Origin of the sequence: Streptomyces sp. NPDC001480 (genome assembly GCF_042894725.1) — a bacterium.
Lineage (GTDB): Bacteria > Actinomycetota > Actinomycetes > Streptomycetales > Streptomycetaceae > Streptomyces.
On the sequence record NZ_JBIAVX010000001.1, the window covers coordinates 502,627 to 523,814 of the forward strand.

14 protein-coding genes are annotated in these 21,188 nt (G+C 68.9%); 3 read left to right on the plus strand and 11 right to left on the minus strand.

Going from position 1 to position 21,188, the window contains the following annotated elements; genetic code table 11:
* Positions 1–51: 51 nt before the first annotated feature.
* On the plus strand, positions 52–1,320 hold the full coding sequence (locus ACFY01_RS02365; protein ID WP_390733739.1) for a DMT family transporter: 1,269 nt from the start codon (positions 52–54) through the stop codon (positions 1,318–1,320).
* Here the strand turns inward: ACFY01_RS02365 and ACFY01_RS02370 are convergent.
* Positions 1,310–2,512, minus strand: a complete 1,203-nt coding sequence (locus ACFY01_RS02370) for a transglycosylase family protein (protein WP_390733740.1) — start codon at positions 2,510–2,512, stop codon at positions 1,310–1,312. The two genes, ACFY01_RS02365 and ACFY01_RS02370, sit on opposite strands and share 11 nt — an antisense overlap.
* A 307-nt stretch (positions 2,513–2,819) precedes the next feature.
* Here ACFY01_RS02370 and gndA point away from each other — a divergent pair, with 307 nt between their 5' ends.
* Positions 2,820–4,259 (plus strand): NADP-dependent phosphogluconate dehydrogenase, encoded by a 1,440-nt coding sequence (gene gndA, locus ACFY01_RS02375; protein ID WP_390733741.1) that lies wholly within the window; start codon positions 2,820–2,822, stop codon positions 4,257–4,259.
* Positions 4,260–4,338: 79 nt separating this feature from the next.
* On the opposite strand, the gene ACFY01_RS02380 is transcribed toward gndA, so the two are convergent.
* The 10 genes from ACFY01_RS02380 to ACFY01_RS02425 all read right to left on the minus strand — a co-directional run bounded on the left by ACFY01_RS02380 (position 4,339) and on the right by ACFY01_RS02425 (position 16,461).
* Positions 4,339–4,593 (minus strand): hypothetical protein, encoded by a 255-nt coding sequence (locus ACFY01_RS02380; protein WP_390733742.1) that lies wholly within the window; start codon positions 4,591–4,593, stop codon positions 4,339–4,341.
* A gap of 131 nt (positions 4,594–4,724) precedes the next feature.
* Positions 4,725–5,069: a GNAT family N-acetyltransferase gene (locus ACFY01_RS02385; protein WP_390733743.1), complete on the minus strand. Its 345-nt coding sequence runs from the start codon at positions 5,067–5,069 to the stop codon at positions 4,725–4,727.
* A 23-nt stretch (positions 5,070–5,092) separates the two neighbouring features.
* On the minus strand, positions 5,093–5,512 hold the full coding sequence (panD, locus tag ACFY01_RS02390; protein ID WP_390733744.1) for an aspartate 1-decarboxylase: 420 nt from the start codon (positions 5,510–5,512) through the stop codon (positions 5,093–5,095).
* A gap of 725 nt (positions 5,513–6,237) precedes the next feature.
* Positions 6,238–6,360 carry a hypothetical protein gene (locus ACFY01_RS02395; RefSeq protein ID WP_390733745.1) on the minus strand — a complete coding sequence of 41 codons (123 nt, stop codon included), beginning with the start codon at positions 6,358–6,360 and terminating at the stop codon, positions 6,238–6,240.
* A gap of 111 nt (positions 6,361–6,471) precedes the next feature.
* A complete protein-coding gene (locus tag ACFY01_RS02400; protein ID WP_390733746.1) occupies positions 6,472–6,648 on the minus strand; it encodes a hypothetical protein in 177 nt (58 codons plus the stop codon).
* Positions 6,649–6,750: 102 nt separating this feature from the next.
* On the minus strand, positions 6,751–7,113 hold the full coding sequence (locus ACFY01_RS02405) for a hypothetical protein (RefSeq protein ID WP_390733747.1): 363 nt from the start codon (positions 7,111–7,113) through the stop codon (positions 6,751–6,753).
* Positions 7,114–7,204: 91 nt separating this feature from the next.
* Positions 7,205–7,639 carry a hypothetical protein gene (locus ACFY01_RS02410; RefSeq protein ID WP_390733748.1) on the minus strand — a complete coding sequence of 145 codons (435 nt, stop codon included), beginning with the start codon at positions 7,637–7,639 and terminating at the stop codon, positions 7,205–7,207.
* Positions 7,640–8,366: 727 nt separating this feature from the next.
* The gene (locus tag ACFY01_RS02415; RefSeq protein ID WP_390733749.1) at positions 8,367–8,777 is read right to left on the minus strand and encodes a hypothetical protein; all 411 of its coding nucleotides are present in this window, start codon (positions 8,775–8,777) and stop codon (positions 8,367–8,369) included.
* A gap of 113 nt (positions 8,778–8,890) precedes the next feature.
* Complete coding sequence (locus tag ACFY01_RS02420) at positions 8,891–9,184, minus strand: DUF3349 domain-containing protein (RefSeq protein ID WP_390733750.1); 294 nt, start codon at positions 9,182–9,184, stop codon at positions 8,891–8,893.
* The gene (locus tag ACFY01_RS02425) at positions 9,181–16,461 is read right to left on the minus strand and encodes an RHS repeat-associated core domain-containing protein (protein WP_390733751.1); all 7,281 of its coding nucleotides are present in this window, start codon (positions 16,459–16,461) and stop codon (positions 9,181–9,183) included. Before ACFY01_RS02425 ends, ACFY01_RS02420 begins: the two co-directional genes overlap by 4 nt.
* Positions 16,462–16,801: 340 nt before the next feature.
* Here ACFY01_RS02425 and ACFY01_RS02430 point away from each other — a divergent pair, with 340 nt between their 5' ends.
* The gene (locus ACFY01_RS02430) at positions 16,802–21,061 is read left to right on the plus strand and encodes a LamG-like jellyroll fold domain-containing protein (protein WP_390733752.1); all 4,260 of its coding nucleotides are present in this window, start codon (positions 16,802–16,804) and stop codon (positions 21,059–21,061) included.
* The last annotated feature ends 127 nt before the right edge of the window (positions 21,062–21,188 follow it).

Below are 21,188 nucleotides of genomic sequence, written 5' to 3' on the forward strand. Positions count from 1 at the left end.
CCGTTCGCCGCGCCGGGCCCCGGGCCCCCGCCACACGCAGAGGAGCCGCTGATGAGCGCCCTCGCGTTGTCCGTGCTGCTGTCGTTCGTCTCCGCCGTCGCGTACGCGGGCGGGGCGATCGTGCAGGAGCAGGTGGCGCTGTCCTCTCCCGACGGGCAGTACGCGCCGCTGCGCCGCGCCAGTTGGTGGGCGGCGCTCGCGCTGAACGGCCTCGGCGGAGTGCTGCACGTCGTGGCGCTGGCCTACGGTCCGCTCAGCCTGGTGCAGCCGCTGGGCGCGCTGACCATCGTCTTCGCGCTGCCCATGGCCGCCCTGTTCGTCGGCCGCGGGGCAGGGGCGACCGCCTGGCGCGGTGCCGTCATGGCCACCGTCGGCCTGGCCGGCCTGCTCTCCCTCGTCGGCACCTCCGACGGTCACGCGCTGGACGCGGCCCAGCGGGTCGGCGTCGCGGTGGTCACCGGCGGGGCGGTCGTCGCGCTGATGATCGCCGGCCGCGCCGCGCACCGGCACCCGGCGGTGCGCAGCGTGCTGCTCGCCACCGGCTCCGGCATAGCCTTCGGCATGTCGTCGGTGTTCACCAAGACCGTCGCGGTCGACTGGACCGACGGGGTCTCGGCGGCGGACCTGCCCTCCCTGGGGATGATCGGCGTCTTCGCCGTGGCGGGCGTGCTGCTGTCGCAGGCCGCCTACCGCGGCGGCGGGCTCACGGCGCCGCTCGCCACGCTCACGGTGGTCAACCCGGTGCTGGCCGCCGCGGTCGGCATCACGATGTTCGGCGAGACCTTCCGGTACGGCGCCACGGGCACGACTCTCGCCCTGAGCTGCGGGGTGGTGGCCGCCGGTGGCCTGATCCTGCTGACGACGGAACGGCTGGAGCACGCTCCGCACGCCCACGCCGAGGAGACGGCGGCCGTGGCCGTGGCCGGGCCGGAACTGTCGCCGGTGGCCGGGCTCGTGCCGGAGGCGGAGCTGCTGCCGAAGGCCGGACTTGTGCCGGAAGCCGAGCTGCTGCCGGAAGAGGCCGGGCTCGTGCCGGAGTCCGCGGTCGGCAGGGCCGCCGGGCCGGTGTCACCGCTCGGCGGCCTCGGGGAGGGCGTCCCGGCGTTTCCCCAGCAGCGCACCTCGGAGCCCCTGGGCGAAGCGGCCCAGGTCGACGCCGTCGAGGCCGTACTGGCGGACGCCGTCGTCCCGGACACCGTCCCGGACGACGTCGAGAGCCTGGTCGACGACGACGTCGCGCTCCTGATCCCGGCCCCTTACGCGGGCCTGTACGTCCCGCTGCCGGTGCTCGAACGGCGCCGCGCGCGGGTCAGATCCTGACGCCGCCGGCCCGGAGATAGGCGACCGGGTCGACGTCCGTACCGAAACCGGGCCCCGTCCGCACCTCGAAGTGCAGATGCGGGCCCGTGACGTTTCCGGTGGCCCCCGAGCGGCCGATGCGCTGGCCCTCGCCCACTGACTGCCCGGCCTTCACGGAGATGGCCGACAGATGGCCGTACTGGGAGTAGCGGCCGTCGGAGTGCCGGATCACGACCTGGTAGCCGTACGAGCCGCCCCAGCCCGCGGCGACCACATGGCCGGCCGCGACCGCCTTGACGGAGGTGCCGGTGGGTACGAGGAAGTCGACGCCGGTGTGGTAGCCCTTCGACCAGTGCGAACCGGCGGCGTGGTAGGGCGTGCCCATGGCGGCGTCGACGGGGGCGACGAGCGAATGGCCGCTCGTGGACGTGGCGTGGGTGTGGTGCGTGGCGTGGCTGTGGTGCGTGGACGCCTTCTTCTGCGAAGGCTCCTTCTTCTTCGCGGACTTCGCCGGGGTGCGGGTGTCGGCGGCCGGGGACGCCTGGGCGCGCAGGCTCAGCCGCTGCCCGGGGATGATCAGGTCGGGATCGGATCCGATGGTCGTGCGGTTGCCGGCGTACAGCCGCTGCCAGCCGCCCTGCACGTGCTTGTCGGTGGCGATCCCGGAGAGCGTGTCGCCGTGCACCACCGTGTACATCTCGGCCTTGCCGGCCCGGGACTGCGGTGTGGTCTGCGGCTGAACGTCCTTCACTGAGCTGTGCGAGCTGTGCGAGCCGTGCGCGGTCTTCGCCGGGCGGGTCGCGGCCCCGTCCGGGTGGACGCCGGGTGTGCCGCCGCCCCGGGTGAGGCCGGCGTGTACCGAGCACACCGGCCAGGCGCCGGGTCCCTGTCCGTCGAGGACCTTCTCGGCGACGGCTATCTGCTGGTCCCGGGTGGCGAGGTCGGCGCGGGCCGCGTACGCGGTGCCTCCGTAGGCCTCCCAGGTGGACTGGGTGAACTGGAGCCCGCCGTAGTAGCCGTTGCCCGTGTTGATGCTCCAGTTGCCGCTGGACTCGCACGCGGCGACCTTGTTCCAGGTGGCCGCGTCGGCCGCGTCGGCGCTGCCGGCGGCGACGAGGGGGATGGCGAGGCCCGCGCCGCCGGCGGTGACGGTGAGCGAGGCGCGGTTGATCCTGTTCGGCTGATACCGGCGGTGCCGGCCGCGTACGGCCATGTCTCAAGCCCCCTAGCCATGCGTCAGGAGCGGCAAAAGTAAGCGCTGCGAACAGGCCATGACAAGACGGCAATCGGCCGCCTGCGGCGCCCAAGTGGCCGGGAATCGGCCCTTCTTGCCGGGGCCTCGTCCGGACCGCTTCCGGACGGACCGGACGCGCGGTGAGGCAAGGGGCGCCTTCCGTGCGTAATCAAGCCTGGCGGGTCGGATGTGCGCCCGCCGTAGCGGCACGTCAGGATGGGCTGAGGGCACCACTGCGGCAATACTGGCAGGGCCGTACTCACGAAGTAGTTAGGGAGCATGCGGTATGAGCACTTCAGCCCAGATCGGCGTCACGGGACTCGCGGTGATGGGCCGCAACCTGGCCCGGAACTTCGCGCGCAACGGCTACACGGTCGCGCTGCACAACCGGACGGCGTCGCGCACGCACGCCCTGGTCGAGGAGTTCGGGGACGAGGGCGACTTCATCGCGGCCGAGACCGCCAAGGAGTTCGTGGCGGCACTGGAGCGGCCGCGCCGGCTGGTCATCATGGTCAAGGCCGGTGGTCCGACGGACGCGGTGATCGAGGAGTTCGCCCCGCTCCTGGAGCCCGGTGACATGATCATCGACGGTGGCAACGCGCACTTCGCGGACACCCGCCGCCGGGAGGCGGCGCTGCGTGAGCAGGGCATCCACTTCGTCGGCATGGGCGTCTCCGGCGGCGAGGAGGGCGCACTGCACGGGCCGAGCATCATGCCGGGCGGCCCGAAGGAGTCGTACGACTCGCTCGGCCCGATGCTGGAGAAGATCTCGGCGAAGGCCGCGGACGGCGCGCCCTGCGTCACGCACGTCGGCCCGGACGGCGCCGGTCACTTCGTGAAGATGGTGCACAACGGCATCGAGTACGCCGACATGCAGCTGATCGGCGAGGCGTACCAGCTGCTGCGCGACGTCGCCGGGTACTCCCCCGCGCAGATCGCGGACATCTTCCGGACCTGGAACCAGGGCCGGCTGGACTCCTACCTGATCGAGATCACGGCCGAGGTGCTGTCCCACGTGGACGAGGCCACCGGCAAGCCGTTCGTGGACGTGGTGGTCGACCAGGCCGAGCAGAAGGGCACCGGCCGCTGGACGGTCCAGATCGCGCTGGACCTCGGCGTCCCGGTCTCCGGTATCGCCGAGGCGGTCTTCGCCCGTTCCCTCTCCGGCCACGCGGCACTGCGGGAGGCCTCGCGGGGCCTGGCCGGGCCGAAGCCGGCCGCGCTGAGCGAGGCGGAGGCCGGGGCCTTCGCGGACCGGGTGGAGCAGGCGCTGTACGCCTCGAAGATCGTGTCGTACACCCAGGGCTTCCACGAGATCGACGCGGCGCGCGCGGAGTACGACTGGGACATCGACCTCGGCGCCGTCTCCGCGATCTGGCGCGGCGGCTGCATCATCCGCGCGGCCTTCCTGGACCGCATCCGCGCCGCGTACGACGCCCGGCCCGACCTGCCGAGCCTGCTGTCGGACGAGACCTTCGCGCAGGAGATCGCGGACGCCCAGGACGACTGGCGCGAGGTGATCGTCGCCGCGACCCGGCAGGGTGTGGCCACCCCCGGCTTCGCCGCCGCCCTCGCCTACTACGACGCCCTGCGCGCCGAGCGTCTGCCCGCCGCGCTCACCCAGGGCCAGCGGGACTTCTTCGGTGCGCACACCTACCGGCGGGTCGACCGGGACGGCTCCTTCCACACGCTGTGGGGCGGGGACCGGTCGGAGGTCTCCGCGTAGGCCTCCCGGCAGGAGGACGTACGCAGCGGTGGGCGGCCCGGGTGGCCGCCCACCGGCGTGTTCGCTCCTCTTGACGGGCTCAGCTCAGCGGTGGTCCCGGCTCGGGGTCCGGAACCGGCTCGGGGCCGGGCGGGACCGGGGACGGCGAGGGCTCCGGCGGGCCGCCCGGCTCGGGCGGCGGCTGCGGAACCGGGTTCGGCCCCGGGACCGGGGGCGGTGCCGGGGCGGGGGACGGCTCGGGGGGCGGGACCGGGTTCGGCGGCGGTTCGGGGTGCTGCGGGTCCGGGCCCGGCGTCGGTCCGGGCCGGACCGGGTCGGGGTACGGGTTCGTCATGGTGTCCTCCGGCCAGTCACTCGACGTGGGCTCTGGACTACTCCCCCACGTACCCGACGGCCGCTCCGCCACTCACCCGCCGGGGGTATGGCGGAGCGGCCGGGTGGGCGCCGCGCAGGACGGGACGAGCCTCAGAACCGGCCCGGGTGCGCCACCAGCCACGCCTTCGCGGCGCGCAGCAGTTCCGGGTCGGATGCCGGGGCGACGTCCGGGTGCCGCTCCGCCCACTTGACGACATACGGGCACAGCGGCGCCACCGGGACGCCCTCGCGCTCGGCGATGGTGTAGAGCTCGCGGGCGAGGGAGCCGGCGATGCCCTTCCCCTCGTGGGCCGGTTCCACGATCGTGTGCACGGGCACCAGCGCCCGCGCGGGGCTGTCGAGAACGAAGTACTCGACATGCCCGACGACTTCCCCGCCGGCCACCGCCTCGAGGCGCCCCGCCGCCCGGTCGTCGCGGATATCGATGTCGCTCATGGGCACGCTCCTGGTGGCGTAGGTCAGGCCTGTACGGCCTGCGGGCTGCGCTGCTGGTCCGAGCCCGGCACCGGCTCGGACGGGTCCGCGCCCAGGGCCAGGATCCGGTTGTCGCGGTCGACGTGCACGACCCGCGGCTCCAGCGCCCGCGCCTCGGCGTCGGTCACCTGAGCGTAACTGATGATGATCACCAGATCCCCGGGGTGCACGAGATGCGCGGCGGCCCCGTTGATCCCGATCACCCCCGACCCGCGCTCCCCCTCGATGACGTACGTCTCCAGGCGCGCGCCATTGGTGATGTCGACGATGTGCACGAGCTCGCCGGGCAGCAGGTCGGCGGCGTCGAGCAGGTCGGCGTCGATGGTCACCGATCCCACGTAGTGCAGGTCGGCCTGGGTGACGGTGGCGCGGTGGATCTTGGACTTGAACATGGTGCGAAGCATGGGAAACTCCCGGTTTGTCTGCTCCCTGCCTGCTTTCTGCAGGTCAAGGGCGATGTTCGGAGGCTACAACGTTTCGCATGGGTGGTCAGCTGTCGCCAGGTGTTTCAGGACTCACACTGACTGATTGCTGACTTTCGTGACGCGTCATCAGGCGGGCTTCGTCGGCTGCGAAGGGTCGGGGGCCGCGACTTCTCCACCTGGCACCCCTACGACGGCGATGCCCTCGGCCACGGTGCCCATGTTCCGCGTCTCGTCAATTCCGGATCACTCAGTTCGGAACAACTGGGGCATCGACGACCACGCGCTGAGCGCAGTCAGGCAGGTCGTGCCGTGGGACAAACCGGCAAACGCAGGCTCACTCGCAACGCACGAAATCGGGTACGCCCTCAAGAGCGTCTGCATCACCGGACCAGCGAGCTTCGGCTCCATCATGTGTCCGGACCCGGGAGACCGAAATACGGTGCAGACAGACGCCGCACGAGATCAGCAAGTACCCCACACAGGTCTCACGATCACGATGTAGCGAGCATGCAGATCAGCAACCGCAACGCGGGCAGGCCGGTCACCCCTGCCGGCTACCGGTCATGACGGGCAGCAGTGCCAGCCACGCGGCTCGGCCAGTCATCAGCTCAGCCCCCGTTGTAGTCGCACTTCAAACGGGGAGTCGCCGTCACTCCACTCCAGGTCTTCGGCATGCGGCCAGTGGCAGCCCTCGTGTTGAAGGGTCACTGTCCGCGGGTCCAACGCCTTCGGACCTCGGACCGGACGGCGTCGATGAACTCGGCGGGCGATCCGTAGAGGCGGTCGACGATGTAGTGGATGATCAGGTTCGGGGCGACGGAGAGCACCCCGTCGTCCGAAACGACCCGGATCTCGGCATGGCCGAGCCGGTACGCGAAGCCCGCCCGTGCGGAGGTCGCCGTGTGCTCGGTGTACTCCGGGCAGAGGGTGCACGAATGCTAGCCCCTGCTCGCGTGCTGCCGCAGCGAACCGAGATCGATGATGTTCGCGAGATCTTCCTCTGAGACCTCGTAGATGGCGTAGTCGTGGCCACCCTCCAGCCAGCCGATGGTGAGACCCTCGGGCTTTGCGTGGAAGTCGTAGTCGTAGAGTGAGAAATCCGCGTAGTAGGTCATGTGTCGATTCTTGGGTGGGGCCAGGCGCGTTATCCGGAACAACGTCACCAGGTGTCACGGGCGGGCCGTCAACCCCGGCGAGAATTGGACGATAGGAAGCCGTCAGCGTCCGCGTTGCCGGCGGGAGATCACCTGTGGGAGTTGCCCCGCCTTCCAGTGGCCGTCGAGGATCTTGAGCAGGCGCTCGTGATCGCGGAAGACTTCCTTGATCCGGTCGCCGTATTGCTCAAAAAGTGGGTCGCTCTCGACCATCTTGCGGCCGGCGCCCGTGAAGGACGACGAGTAGGCACGGCAGTTGCCACACCACAGGTAGTTGATCCACGCGGGTTCGGTCCGGCCGTACTTCGTGTGGTGGTAGACGCGCATGGCCATGTAGTTGCAGATCGGGCAGATCCGTTCGGACAGCGGTAGGTGCAGTTGGGCGCCGAGCGCCTCACTGTGATGTTCACCGTAAGGGCGAGCCATGGAATTCCGGGCCTCTCTGGGGGCGATGGGCAACGCACGGGGCGGCTGCGACGGGAGGCGACCCGTCGCAGCAGACTTGATGGCCTTCAGCTCAGCTGATGCCGGTCGTACCCGCAGGTGGACAGCGGATCACCGAAAAATCTCCCTCATCCATCAGCCTTTCGCTGCACCGGAAGAGTTTCTCGCCAACAACGTGTCGAGTCGCTGGAGACAGGTGAGAATAGACCACCTCGTCAACACCTCCGGCCGCAACCCAGAACCGAGACAGGGAAACACCGAGCTCGTATTCCGCTGTTTCCTGAATTTCTTCGTCCTTCACCGAGTCGACGACCGCCCTGTAGGATCGTTCGTCGTTGCGCCATCTAGGTAGCTCGTAAAGAGCGTTGATTCGCCAGCCCGCATAACCTGCGGGATCCGCGAGTATGGAAGCCAGGGTTTCGGCCCGGGAATCCCAGTCCAAAGGCTCGTCCACGGGCACCAAAGCTTTCTGGAAATCCGAGGGTGGCGTATATCCGTGGCGCTTCACATAGTGAAGGATGAGCAGAGGGGCGGAAAACACTGCAGAGTCCTCGGCAGAGTACAGGTGGACTTCCCCGTTTCCGCCACGCCCGTCCTCGTCATCACAGAACTCGCAGCCATGCGTCCCAAGTCAGACTTCGCGGCTTTCGCGCTTCCTCCGCCAACCGATCGCACAGTCGGCCAGATATGCGAGTACCGTCTGACGTCACCCCGCAGGCGGTTCCGAGCCACCCGATATTGAGCATTTCAAACGGGGAGTAGCCGTCACTGTAGACGGACAGTTCCTCGTACTCAGCCATTCCCAACTCCAGGTCGTCGGCATGCGCCCCAGTGGCAGATCCCTATGTTGGCTCCAACAGTGGTGTCCCATGCCTCTCCGAAGGGTCATTTCGCGTCAGGCCAGCGCCTTCGGACTTCGGGCTGCAGTTGACCGTGGCGACGTACGGCCGGCCGGGTGATCCCACGCCGACCAGACCGCCCTGGAGGTTGCAGCCGTAGCCGACGGTATCGGTCGGCAGACCGCCGTCGGCGCCCTGTCTGGTCGCTGCCAGCAGGCCGACGTTCCGGTGTACGAGGCGGGGCCGGGCGCCGCGGCGAAAGCCGCGTGGCGGCGTTGACCGCGGCGCCCGGCGGGTCAGGTCACCTCAGTACTCAGTAGTTGCTCCACGCGGGTTCGGCCCAGCCGTATCCCGTTCGGTGGGGTGGGACACGGAATTCCCGAGCTTTCTGACGGGTCATTTCCCGTCGGGCCATCGCCTTCGGACTTCGGACCGGACGGCGTGGATGAACTCGGCGGGCGGCCTGTAGAGGTGGTCGACGATGTAGTGGATGATCAGGTTTGGGGCGACGTAGAGCACTCCATCGTCCGAGACGGCCCTGATCTCGGCATGGCCGAGCCGGTAGGTGAAACCCTCCCGTGCGGAGGTCGCCGTGTGCTCGGTGTACTCCGGGCAGAGGGTGCACGAGTGCCAGCCCCTGCTCCCGTGCTGCCGCAGGGAACCGAGATCGATGATGTTGGCGAGATCTTCCTCGGAGACCTCGTCGATGGCGTAGTCGTAGCCATCCTCGAGCCAGCCGACCGTGAGACCCTCCGGCTCTTCGTGGTAGTCGTAGTCGTAAAGCGAGAAATCCGCGTAGTAGGACATTTGTCGATTCTCTGGTGAGGCCGGACGCCGCGGCGAAAGCCGGGTGGCGGCGTTGTCCGCGGCGCCCGGCCGGTCAGGTCACCTCAGCGCCGGATTTCAGACACATCATGACGTCAGTCCTCGTCTTCGACGATGGACCAGCCCTTCGCCGTCATGCGGCTTCGCAAGTCCTCGATCCTGCGTCGGGAAGGCTTGTTACCGGTGCATGCATCGGCGGCTTCGTTTCGAGCGACGTGTGGGTCTCGGCCGAATGCGGCGTGCACGGCCACTCCCAGATTCCTTTCCGACAGTGCGCCGGAAAGGATCACCAGGAGGGGATAGTAGTCATCATCATCGACCCCATCCGGAAAGACCTCGACGAGTTCCCGTACGACTTCCGCCAACTCGGGGTTGTCCTCCAGCATCATTTCCCCTTCCAGGAACTTGGCGGATGGACAATGGCATCGAACACTACTCCTTGCGCTTCCGCGCCCCGCAGGAACTTCTCGTCGGATGTGAACATCTGAAGCCCCATGGCATCCGCAGTACCGAAGATCTGGATGTCCTCAGCGCCGACCTTCTTGGTGACTTTGAGCCCCAGAGATCTCGGTGAAGGGGCGTCGGGGACGACCCGGACCTGTCCCAGCAGATTCGAGATCATGCCCGCTTCATCGGGACCGATCCAGCCGGAGGCGGTATTTTTCGCGACCGCGCCTTCGAATTCGGTTACCGCTGTGCGGGTCATGACCATTCCACGCCCGCCGATATGTGCGGTAAGCCGATCGGCCACCGTACGGTCGGTACTGGTCAGCGCGCGGGCAGTGCCAGTGTCGATCATCACCTCACCCTTGCCGGAGGTGCCAGCGCCCTTGGAAGTCGGGCTCGGCTTGCCGGACCTCCCTGATCCGCCGGATCCACTGTCACCCTTGGCCTGAGTTTTGCCGCTGCCCCCAGGTTCCTTGCCACCCTTACCCGTGCCGGACTTGGGTGACGAGGGTGCGTCACCGGACTTGGGTGTTGTGGGCGCGGGGTCAGCCGGCGTCGTGGTGGGCAGGTCGCCCGAGAGCAACCTCTTGACGGCGGTGACGAGGTCGTCACCCTCCGTCATCGCGAGCCTGATCGCCTTGACGGCCTTGACTCCGCCGCTGATCAGCTTGTAGGCGCCGTAGCCGTCGGCGGCGAAGGTGCCGACCGTGCCCGTCCACTGACCGGCTACATACGATTTCGAGCCGGTATCGACGCCGAAGAGGTTGGCCAGCGGATGGTCGTCGACGTAGCCGGTGTAACCGAGCTGAAACGGGGTCTCGTTCGAGTAGCCCGTCCAGCCGTTGAACCACGGGTTGTCGCCGTTGACGATGCTGGCGAACCCATTCCAACTGTCGGAGAACTTGTTGACACCCCACTGCCACGGGTCGCCGACGAAGCTGTCGCCCACGCCGCAGAAGAAGCCGCCGATCGAACTACCCCAGCCGGAGAACCAGGAGAGACCGTTGGGGTCGCTTCCGGAGACGGGGTTGTCGGCCGCGTAGCCGTAGCCGCCCATCTGGTTCGGGTCGCTCGTCTCGAAGAGCGGGTCGACCGAGAGGAAGCGGCCGGTGACCGGGTCGTAGTTCCGCGCACCGAAGAGATTCAGACCCGAGGTGGCGTCGGCGGGCTTGCCTAGGAATCCATGGTTGTCGGCCCAACCGCTCGGTGCGGAGCCCCGCGCGTTGCCGTACGGGTCGAAGGCGCGCCGGGTGAGGGCCAGCGTGGCGCCGTCCACCTGGAGCTGGGCGGTACCCTGTGGAGTTGTCGGCTGGTAGCTGATCCCGCCCTTGCTGGAGCGGACTGTCAGCGTTCCGTCGGGCGCGCAGTAGTAGCGCAGTCCGGTGACGGCCTTGGTCTGGGTGTCGAGGTTTAGCTGCTCGGTGCCGCCGAAAAGGTAGAGCGTGTTACTGCCCGGACTGCGCTGGATGAGCAACTCGCCGTCGGCGTTATACAGATACCCGGTCTTCTTGCCGTCGGTGGTGGTGGCGGAGGTGAGGCCTTCCTCGTTGTACTCAATACTCTGACTGCCCGTGCGGGCTCCGGTGGTGGTTCGGGCCTTCGTGTTGCCCGCGTCGTCGTAGTCCGGGGTCAGCACGGAGGTGCCGGTGGTGGGGTTGCGGGTGGTGACGGTGGACACCGCGTCGGGCCGCTTGGCGGGGACCGTGCCGGCACCCGGGTAGACGAACGTCTGGGTGGTGTCCTTGGCCGCGTTGCCGGTCACGTCGTGCGCGACCTGCTGGGCGCGGTTCCCGAGCTGGTTGAACTGCCAGTCCATCCAGTACGGGGCCGGTCCGCCGACGGTCGCCGGGCTTGGGCGTGAGGTGGCACACCGCGCCAGCTGGCCCGCTGTGACCGTGGTGAGCCCCTTGGTGTCGGTCCAGGCCGTGGTCAGCCGGCTCTGGGCGTCATATGCGAAGCACTGGGTGTCGGCAACCCGGTCCGAGCCGCCGCTGGAGCGGATGTCGGAGACCGCGGTGATGTTCCCTGCTTGGTCGTAGCCGTAGGTGGTGTCCGAGATCGGGTTGGCGGTGTTCGTCTGCAGGGTGACCCGGTTGGTCGCCAGCCTGCCCGTCGCCTGGTCGTAGGTCTGCGCGGTGCGCAGTTGCTTGGACGGGGTGCCGACAGTTGTCTGTAGGACCTCCCCGAGCGGGCTGTAGTTGACCGTGGCGACGTACGGTCGGGTGGGCGTGCCCATGCTGACCAGGCCGCCCTGGAGGTTGTAGCCGTAGCCGACAGTCTCGGTCGGCAGACCGCCGTCGGCGCCGTACGTGGTCGTTGCCAGCAGGCCGACGTTGTCGGTGTAGGAGGCCTTGGCGGTGTACGTACCGGCCAGGCCGCCCTCGGTTTCCGGGATCACTGTCGAGGTGCTGGTCGGCTGGCCGACCGCGTTGTACGAGTCGATCCGCTGGACGTAGGCGCTGCCGTTCTTGCCGCCGACATAGCGAATCGACGCGACGGGCAGCCCCTTGCCCAGCTCGTCGTAGGTCCACTCCGCCAACAGCTTGGACGGATCCGTCGTACCGTCACCCGAGTACTCGGCCTTCCGGCGGCCCAGCAGATCGTAGGTGAAGGACAGCGTCTGCTTGCGGGCGTCGGTGGTGCGGTCCAGCCGTCCTAGGTCGTCGTAGTGGGAGGTGGAGGTACCGGCGTCGGGGTCGGTCTGGGACACCACGCGACCCCGCAGGTCGTATTCGTAGGACCAGGTGTTGCCCACCGAGTCCTTGATGGTGTCGACCTGCCCGGCGGGCGTGTAGGCGTAGCGCGTGGTGATGTCCGCTGTCGCCGCCTTGTCGGCGGTGCCGGTCGACCAGACCACGGCGTTCGACGCGTCGTACACCGCGACGTTGTCGTCGGACTGCACCTTCAGATAGCCGCCGGTGTGGCCCGAGGTCCGACTGGACCACAGGGCGGTCTTGCCGGTGGCGTCCATGACCGCGAAGTTGCCGTCGGTCTGCATGACGGCGAAAGCACCTGGCTTGCCAGCCGTGTCGGACGACCACAGCACCTTGTCGCCGACGAGCGAGGTCAGCACCAGGTTGCCGTCGGCCTGCATCGCCAGTCTGACGCCCGCAGAGACCAGCGACGTGCCCGACGCCAGCTTCCCGCCCCCGGCGAGCTTGCGGTCCGGCGTGGTGTCGCGTACCACCTTGGACGTGGTGCGGCCGAGCGCGTCGGTGTAGGTCGTGATGGTCTTGCCGCCGTGCGGTGGAGTCGTGTCAACCCGCTCGGCACCCGGATAGGTCACCGAAGACGTGGAGATGGTGCTGGCGAAGGACGCCAGGGTGGCGCTGACCGGTCGGCCCTGCCCGTCGTACGCCGTGCGCGTGACCGACGGGCCGGTGCGGTTGGTCTCCGCCCACATGGTGTTGCCCGGCTCGTGCTCAGCATCGGAATAGGCCGCGATGTCGGCGACCTTCCAACCGTGCGAGTCGTAGTACGTCGAGGCGACCAGCCGTCCGGCCGAGTTGTCCGCAGCGGTCGCCTGGGTCTGGCGAAGCTGCAGAGTGCCGTCGTAGATGCTGACGGAAGTGCTGTAGGAGCCATCCTCACGCAGGTTCCGGGTGGTCACGGACGACGGGGTGGGGTTGTCCCCCGCTCCGTGCACGTCGTAGCTGAAGACATGGTCCGGGCTCTGTCGGTCCTTGTCGCGCCCCGGGCCCCAGACCTTCTCCCGCCGCCCGAGCGCGTCGTAGGTCGCGTCGGTGACCTGCTTGTTGACGTCCACCGCGTGGGTGACCGATCCGCGGCCCGGTGAGACCGTGCTGGTGGCCGTCCACTTCAGCGGGTTCGTCGTCGACAGGGTGGTGGGCAGGATGCCCGAACCAGGCTCGTACGACGAGGCCGTGGTGTTGCCCGCTGCGTCCGTGTTCGCGACGACCCGGCCGTACTTGTCGTACGACATGCCGCCGAGCGTCTGGTACTTCGGGTCTCCGCTCGCGTCGTACGAGGTGACCGACTGGGTCGCTGTGACCAGGCCGAGCGAGTCGCCGTTCTGGCCGAGCTTGCCAAGGGTGCCGACCTTGTCGACCGAGCCGTCCCCGTCGTAGAAGATGCGTTTGTCGGAGAGGGTGGTGTCCTTGCCGGGGGTGGTGCCGCAGGGCCCGGCGACGCTGATGGTCTCCTTGGGGTAGACCAGCATCATCGGGTTGCCGGCGGGCGCGTCGGCGTAGGTCGTGGTGGTGCAGGTCTCCTGCTCGGGCTTGGAGACGTCGCCCTCGTCGTCGACCTTCCAGGTGCGGCCCTTGTCGTCGAAGGTGGTGCTGGAGCGGGTGGTCCGCCAGGTGCCGTCGGAGAGCAGGCCCATCGTGCGCGACGAGGTCGCGGTTATCCGGCGTGCCGTCATGTCCGGCAGGGTGGAGAGCTTGTCGGGCTTGGGGTCCTCGGACGTCCATGCCGTGCGGTCCCGCGAGGCGGTGACCTTGGAGGTGGGCGGGTCGGTGAGGGTACGGCCCACGACGGTGCCGCCGGCCTTGGTGTAGGTCAGCGACTGGTACGGGGTACCGGCCAGCCACGGGCTGTCGGTGATCTCCTCGTCCAGGGCGTTCTTGACCTTGACGCTGCGCTTGGACCCGTCGGACTTGTAGTCGCCGTCCATGCCCTGGAGGTAGGAGACGGTGTTCTGGGTGACCGGGTCCGGCGCCGCGCCGGTGGTGGTGGTGACGGTGCGGAAGCCCCGGAAGTCGTTCCAGGTCCGGTGCTTGTCGTCGGTCAGGTCGGAGTCGTCGCGGTGCCAGGCCGCGCCGCCGCTGTAGGTGTAGTTGGTGACCTTGGCGGGCGAACCGGCCTTGGTGCGGTCGCTGTCGGTGACCTGCGCGACTAGCGTCTTGTGGAACCAGTCCTTGATGGGCTCCACGCCGCCGGGTGTGTTCCACCACACCGGATAACAGGCCATGGTGTTGCTGTCGGCCGAGTCCGGCATGTTCTTCTTCTCCCGCGAGCACTCCGGCGCGCGGTAGGTGACGGCGACCGACTCACCGGTCTCGGTCTGCACGCTGGTGATCCGCGGGTGGAACAGCGGCGGGGCGGCCGGGGTCAGGCCGTCCACGCGGTTGTCCATCTCGATGCCGGCGAACGTGACCGGGTCGAGGGCGATGGGCTTGTCGCCGCCGGCCGAGGTGTCCTTGCCGGTGTGGACGATGGAGGACAGCCACATCACCGACTGGAGCGAGCCGGTGCTTTTCGGGTCCTGGGTGTTGCCGGTGACCGGGTCGTAGGTGCCGCCCGCGTCCGAGAACACCTGCTTGAGGTCGTAGCTGTCGACGTCCTGCCAACCGGAGGCGGTCCGCACCGAGGTGTCGATGCCCTTGAGGCGGTACGTCGTCCAGAAGGTCGGACCGGAGGTCAGGCAGACGCCGTCGGTGTCGTCGTCCTCGACCTTGTTCTTCCAGTCTGACTCGCAGTGCAGGTCGTACGGTGTGTCCGGCCAGTCCTTCGCGGTCTTGGACGAGAGGTTGTCCGCCTTGCAGACCGTGTCGGAGGTGGTGCAGCGCTGCGCGGTGCGGAAGACCACCTTGGCCGCCGGCTCGCGGCCCGCCTTGGCGTCGGCGAGCTGGTAGCCGTACGAGATCCGGGTGAGGTGCCCGCCGCGGACGTACTTGGTGATCTTGCCACCCTTGTCGTCGTCGGCGACCTGGCCGTAGCCCATGTTGTAGTAGTTGGACTCGGTCGCCCAGTCGTAGCGCTGGACGTTGCCGTGCGGGTCGACGACGAAGTCGAGGTTGAACCGGTAGCCCACCGGCTTGTCGCACTGCGAGTCGTCGCCCTTGTCAGAGTCGTGGCAGGGGTCGCCGGACTTGGGGTGGTAGACCGGCACACCCCAGGCGCTGTTCGTGGCATCGTCGTCGATGGTGCCGGGCGCATGGTTGAGGCCCAGGTAGTAGGCGGTGCCGTCGGTCGTCGTGACCTTGAAGTACTCGCCGTCCCACAGTCCGTTGGCCGCTCCGGTGAGCCGCTGGATCCGGGTTCCGTCGTCGGCCTGGAGGTGGTACTCGCCGTCGGAGTCGCGGACCAACTGACCGTTGTGGGTGCCGAGTTGAATGGTGGCGTTCCAGCCGCCCCAGCACTCGTCACCGGAGTCCTTGATGCCCTGGTCCTTGCAGCTCTTGTAGGAGCGCTCGATGAACCCGGGGCTGTAGGACCAGCCGTCGCCGACCCAGGAGGACTGGGAGTTGCGCGCCGAGGTCTCGCCGTCGACCGACTGTGAGTCGTACGACAGGCCGACGTTGGGCGCCTCACCGCCGAGGGAGGGCGGCACCGTGATCGGGTAGTTGTATGTGAAGGCGCCCGACGCCGAGGAGGACCAGGCCCCCGAGGCGGACAGGGAGGTGGCGCCGAAGTCGCCCTGTGAACCCTTGCTGCCCGCCACCGCCGCGACCGCCATGCCCGAGGAGGCAAGGGCGGTACGGGCGGAGGGAGCGGCGGGCTTGTCGGACGGCTTGGCAGAGGTTCCGGCGGGCACTGCGACCGTTGCGGTCACCTTCCGGGCCAGCGGGTCGTTGACCGACTCCAGCGGCGTGCGGACACGGCACTGCGCCGCCTGGGGCGTCGTCAGGGCGCAGGCGGGCATCGCCACCAGGCGCAGCCTGGATGCCCAGCCACCGCCGTACGCCTGCTCGACTGCGCCGTAGTCCACCGATACGGAGACACCGCCGGCGCCGGTGCGGTGGTCGGCACGTGACAGGCCGACCAGCAGGCCGTCGACGCCGGCCTTCTTGGCCTTTGCACGGTCGGCGAGTTGCACCCGAACGGCATGGGCCGCCTCGAGCGGCGCGCCGCGGCCGACGAGTGCGCGGGCGCGTCCGCCGATCGCCGACGGTGCGGCGGGCGACAACGAGACGGGCAGCGAGGCTGCCTTCACCTTGCCCCCGGCCGCGGCCGCGGCCCGGCTGCGTACCTGGGTGGCCTTGCCGAGGTCGACGGTGGCGGTGGCGTCGGCGGGCCACTTGGGGGCCTTCACCTGGTGCCGGGCGAGTTTGTGGGCGCCGGGGGGCGGGGTGGGTTCGTCGACGCCGGGGCTGTCCGCGGGGTGGCCCGGGACCTTCGGCTGCTCGGGCAGCGGATCGGCCGCCCAGACCTCGTCCTTGTACTCGTAGCCGCCGACCACGACGTCGGCGACGGCCGGCTGAACGGTCAGCGTGAAGGCGGCAGTTGCTGCGGCCCAGATGGTCGCCCGCCGCAACCATGCACGTTTTCGGGCAGCTTGGATTCCGCGCGGTCTTGCGCGCATGCGTGATCCCCCATGAGAAGAAGTCCAGGAGCCGTTGTGCAGTGGTCAACTGACGGCCCGTCTGGTCAGATCGGAACCGTATTGCCATGACATGCGCGCAGCAATACCCTTCCCCAGCGGTCGCACCACTCTCAGCCTTCACACAGGTCCCTCATACGTCCTTCACAGCGGGACACGGCGAGAAGAAGTACCGCAAATCCGACACGCGGCGACCTTCGGGGGGACGCGCCCTGGAGAAGGACCACAGTGGCACGCCGGGGGACGACGCCCACGCTCCTCGAAAGGGCGATTCATGGGGGAACGCACCCGCTTCCGAAGGCATGTGGGGCGCAATCTGACACGTCGGCTGGCGCTGACGACGGCCGTCACCGGCCTGGTGCTCGGCGCCGTCGGCCCGGTCGCGGCGACAGAACCGTCGGTGGCAGCCGACGGCGCGGACAGCTCGCCGCTCGCAACTGCCCGTGCCGAGGCCGCCAGGACCGGACAGTCGGTCACCGTCGACCAGTTGACCACTGAGACCTCAGAGACCGTCGCCAACGCGGACGGCACCTTCACACTGACGACCCACCTGCAGCCCGCCCGCGTCCGCAAGGACGGCGCGTGGACGGACGTCGACGCCGGCCTGGCCCGGAACGCCGACGGCACGTTCTCCACCAAGGCCACCCCGTCGGCGCTGACCCTGTCCGGCGGAGGCGACGGCCCGTTGGCCACCCTCACCGACGACGCCGGGCACCGGCTGTCGTACACCCTCCCGTTCGACCTGCCCACCCCTGCCGTCAGCGGTGACAGCGCGCTGTACAGCGATGTCCTGCCCGGAGTGGACCTCAAGGTGAGAACCACCGATCAGGGCGGCTTCCATGAGGTCCTGATCGTCCACGACGCCGAGGCCGCCACCAACCCCGCCCTCGACTCGCTCCGGCTGACCACCGGCACGAGCGACGGCATGACCGTGAGCGCCGACCGGGACGGCCAGGTGACCGCCACGGCGTCGGACGGCACCGCCCTGTTCAGCTCGCCCACTCCGGTGATGTGGGACTCCTCCAAGTCTCAGTCCCCTGCCGCGGCACCGAAGACGGTGGTCCGGAGCTCCTCCCGCGCGGCGAACGCCACGGCGGCGGAAGGCGCAACGGGTGAGACCGCCTCGACCCCGGAACAGCCGGGCAGCGGCGCACAGGTGAAGCCGATCGGCGTGACCAGCGAACCGGGCGCACTCACCCTGACCCCGGACGCGGACCTGCTGGGCGGCAAGGACACGGTCTGGCCGCTCTACATCGATCCGTACACCAGCCCGATCACGAGCAAGAAGAGCCACTTCATCACGGTCAAGGAGGGCTGCCCCTCGCAGAGCCCGTACGACGACGCACAGGACAACGGCGAGGGGGTCGGCTACGAGCACTGGCGTAACTGCTTCGGCCTCAACCGCGCGTACTACGAGCTCAACACCGGCAACCTCACCAAGTCGATGGTGATCTCCAAGTCCGTCGTGCACCTGACCTCGACCTACGGTGCCTCCTTCGACTGCGACCACGAGACGGGCGTGCGGCTCGCCACGGTGACCGGGATCAGCAAGAACACCGACTGGGACCACCAGCCGAAGCTCGCCGGCGACGGCTACATCGGTGGTACGCAGAAAGTCAAGAGCTCCAACATGAGCCAGCACTGCGGCGACCACGACCTCAACTTCGACGTCACGGGCCAGATCAGGAAGCTGGCAGGCAAGGACGACAGCTGGACCTTCGGCCTGTGGGGCAACGAGTCCAAGTCCTATGACAATTACGATTTCGTGCGGTTCGCGACCAACCCGTACCTGACCACGGTGTTCGACATCGCGCCCGCGGAGCCGGACCGTCTGGGCACCACACCGGCCACCATCAACCCCGCGAGCAACGGCTGCGACGGCGCGGCCGACGGCTGGATCGGTGAGTCCGGGCTCGCCGGCAACACCTCCGACATCACGCTGAACGCGCACCTGAACACCGACATGAGCGGGGTCAACCTGCGCGCCCGGTACGAGGTGTGGGACACCAAGATGGCGGACGACGACGGCAGCTCCACGAGCAAGAGCAAACCGGTGAGTGGCCGGGTCAGCGACGGCGGCACGACCCGGGTCAACATCGGCTTCAAGGTGGCGGACGGGCACCAGTACGGCTGGCACGTCAGGGCCGACGACGACACGCTGATGAGCGGCTGGTCGCCGAACTGCTACTTCAAGATCGACCTCAGCGCGCCGAGCATTCCCTCCTTCACCGACTCCACCGTCTTCCCGCCGCTCGGCGCCGACCAGGCGCCCACCGGCCACGCCGGTGACGAGGGCGTCCAGATCAAGGTGGCCGCGAGCGACCCGACGCCCGCCGGCTGCACCCGGGGCAGCTGCGTCAGCAGCGGCATCGACCGGTTCGAGTACTCGCTGGACGCCAACATCCCCGGCAGCGGCGCGGCCAAGGTGGACGCCGTCGCCGGTACGGGCGGCAAGGCCACCGCGGAGGTCCCGATCGTGCTGAGCGCCGCGCAGTGGGGCGCGCACACGCTCTACGTCCGGGCTGTCGACAACGCGGGCAACACCCAGGGCACCGTGGGTCAGTACAGCTTCTTCGCACCCTGGAACCCGAAGACCAAGGTCACCGCCGGTGACCTCGACGGCGATGCCGTACCCGACCTCGCCGCTCCCACCCGCGACGGCGACCTGGTCCTGGTCCGCGGCAACGCCGATCCGGCCGCTCCGCCCAGCACGATGTCGTCCAAGGCGCAGAGCCCGGACGGCACCGGCTGGGACAACTACCTCCTCGCCCACCGCGGCACTGCCACCGGCAGCAACGTGGACGACCTGTTCGCCTACAACAAGACGACCCACGAGCTGTACCTCTACGCCAACGACGCCGTCACCCCGGGCGGGACCGCCGGGCACTTCACCCTGACCCAGAACGTCGTTCCGATCCGCAACTCCGATTCCTGCCCCGCGAAGGGCTCGGACCGTACCTGGAACAACGTGACGCAGATCCTGGCGCCCGGCAAACTGGCCCAGTACGCGGACGTGCCCGACCTCATCACGGTCGACAACGGAGAACTCTGGTACTACCCCGGCACCTTCCAGGCCGGCTGCAACCTCGGCAAGGGCGTGAAGATCGGTACCGGTGACTGGTCCGACACCACCCTGCTCGCCCCCGGCACCGTGGGCGGCGTTCCGACCCTGTGGGCCCGTGACAACGCCACCGGTGCGGTCAGCAGCTTCCCGCTGACCTTCTCCGCAGGGGTGCCGACCAGCAAGCTGGCCGCCCCGCGGCACGCGCCGCTGGTCTCCGGAGTACTCGACACCGACGACAAGAACCTCTGCTTGGACATCGCCAAGTCAAGCACCGCCAACGGAACCCCGGCGCAGATGTACACCTGCAACGGCACAGACGCCCAGAACTTCACCCTGGGCACCGACCACACCGTGCACGTCATGGGCAAGTGCCTCGACGTCACCAAGGGCGACACCGACAACGGCACCCTGGTGCAGCTCTACCAGTGCAACAACACCGGCTCCCAGGAGTGGGTCTCCGGCCCGTACCCGGGCACGCTCAAGAACCCCCAGTCCGGCCGCTGCCTCGCCGACCCCGCCGGCAACCGCAACCCGCGCACACAGGTCGTCATCTGGGACTGCAAGAACATCGCCGACCAGAAGTGGGCCGCTACGAGCGGCAATACACTGCCCGCCGCCCAGCCGGTGCTCCCGGTCGGCGTCGGAGGGCAGGACTTCCCGACCGCCGCTTCTCCGGGTGACGTGCAGGGCACCGGCTTCCCCGCGTTGTACGCGGCCTCTCGGTCCGGCCGAATGGTCGAGTACCCCGGCGCGGCGGCCGAAGGCGGGCTGGCACAGTTCACCGCCCCGGTGAGCATCGGTCACGTGCACCGGCCGGCCGACTGGTGGAAGCTGGACGGCACCACCGACAGCGTCCGCCCGGAGGGCAGTCTCACCCTGCAAGGTGGCGCCACCGTGACCGCCGACACCGCACGCGGCAGCGCGCTGGCCCTCAACGGCAGCACCGGATACGCGGCCACCCAAGGACCCGCACTCGACACCAGCCGCAGCTACACCGTCTCGGCCTGGGCCAACCTCAGCAGCCTGACCGCGAACTCCACCTTCGTCTCCCAGTCCGGCACCAGCGCCAACGGCCTCCAGCTGTACTACTCCAGCGGCGCGCACGCCTTCGCCTTCGGCCACGCCCACGCGGACGACACCTCAGGCGACTTCACCAGTGCCTACGGGCCCGACACGGGGGCACAGAGCCCGAAGACCAACACGTGGTTCCACCTCGTCGGCGTCTTCGACGCCGACACGCAGCAGTTGCGTCTCTACGTGAACGGCGACCTGGCCGCCACCGCCTCCTACGAGGGCAAGGTGTGGAACGCGAACGGGCCGCTGCAGATCGGGCGCAGGATCGCAGAGGGCCGCTATGGGGAGTACGCCAGCGGCAAGGTGGCCGACGTACAGCTCTTCACCGAGGCACTCACTCCCGGCGGTGTCGCCTCACTCGACAGGAACCGCCCGATTCCCACCCAGCTCTCCTGAGCGCGGCTTTTCACATGCGGCGGGCCCCCCCCCCCCGGGGGGGGGGGGGGCCCCCGGGCCCGGGGGCCCCCCCCCCGGGGGGCGGCCGCACGGGCCGCCCCCGGGGGGGGGGGCCGGGGTGGCGGGC

Excerpts from the sequence above, each read along its gene's own strand:
- gndA (WP_390733741.1), top strand. The coding sequence starts at position 2,820 with ATGAGCACTTCAGCCCAGATCGGCGTCACGGGACTCGCGGTGATGGGC.
- ACFY01_RS02385 (WP_390733743.1), bottom strand. The coding sequence starts at position 5,069 with ATGAGCGACATCGATATCCGCGACGACCGGGCGGCGGGGCGCCTCGAG.
- ACFY01_RS02405 (WP_390733747.1), bottom strand. The coding sequence starts at position 7,113 with ATGGCTCGCCCTTACGGTGAACATCACAGTGAGGCGCTCGGCGCCCAA.
- ACFY01_RS02400 (WP_390733746.1), bottom strand. The coding sequence starts at position 6,648 with ATGACCTACTACGCGGATTTCTCACTCTACGACTACGACTTCCACGCA.
- ACFY01_RS02370 (WP_390733740.1), bottom strand. The coding sequence starts at position 2,512 with ATGGCCGTACGCGGCCGGCACCGCCGGTATCAGCCGAACAGGATCAAC.
- panD (WP_390733744.1), bottom strand. The coding sequence starts at position 5,512 with ATGCTTCGCACCATGTTCAAGTCCAAGATCCACCGCGCCACCGTCACC.
- ACFY01_RS02380 (WP_390733742.1), bottom strand. The coding sequence starts at position 4,593 with ATGACGAACCCGTACCCCGACCCGGTCCGGCCCGGACCGACGCCGGGC.
- ACFY01_RS02365 (WP_390733739.1), top strand. The coding sequence starts at position 52 with ATGAGCGCCCTCGCGTTGTCCGTGCTGCTGTCGTTCGTCTCCGCCGTC.
- ACFY01_RS02420 (WP_390733750.1), bottom strand. The coding sequence starts at position 9,184 with ATGATGCTGGAGGACAACCCCGAGTTGGCGGAAGTCGTACGGGAACTC.
- ACFY01_RS02430 (WP_390733752.1), top strand. The coding sequence starts at position 16,802 with ATGGGGGAACGCACCCGCTTCCGAAGGCATGTGGGGCGCAATCTGACA.
- ACFY01_RS02415 (WP_390733749.1), bottom strand. The coding sequence starts at position 8,777 with ATGTCCTACTACGCGGATTTCTCGCTTTACGACTACGACTACCACGAA.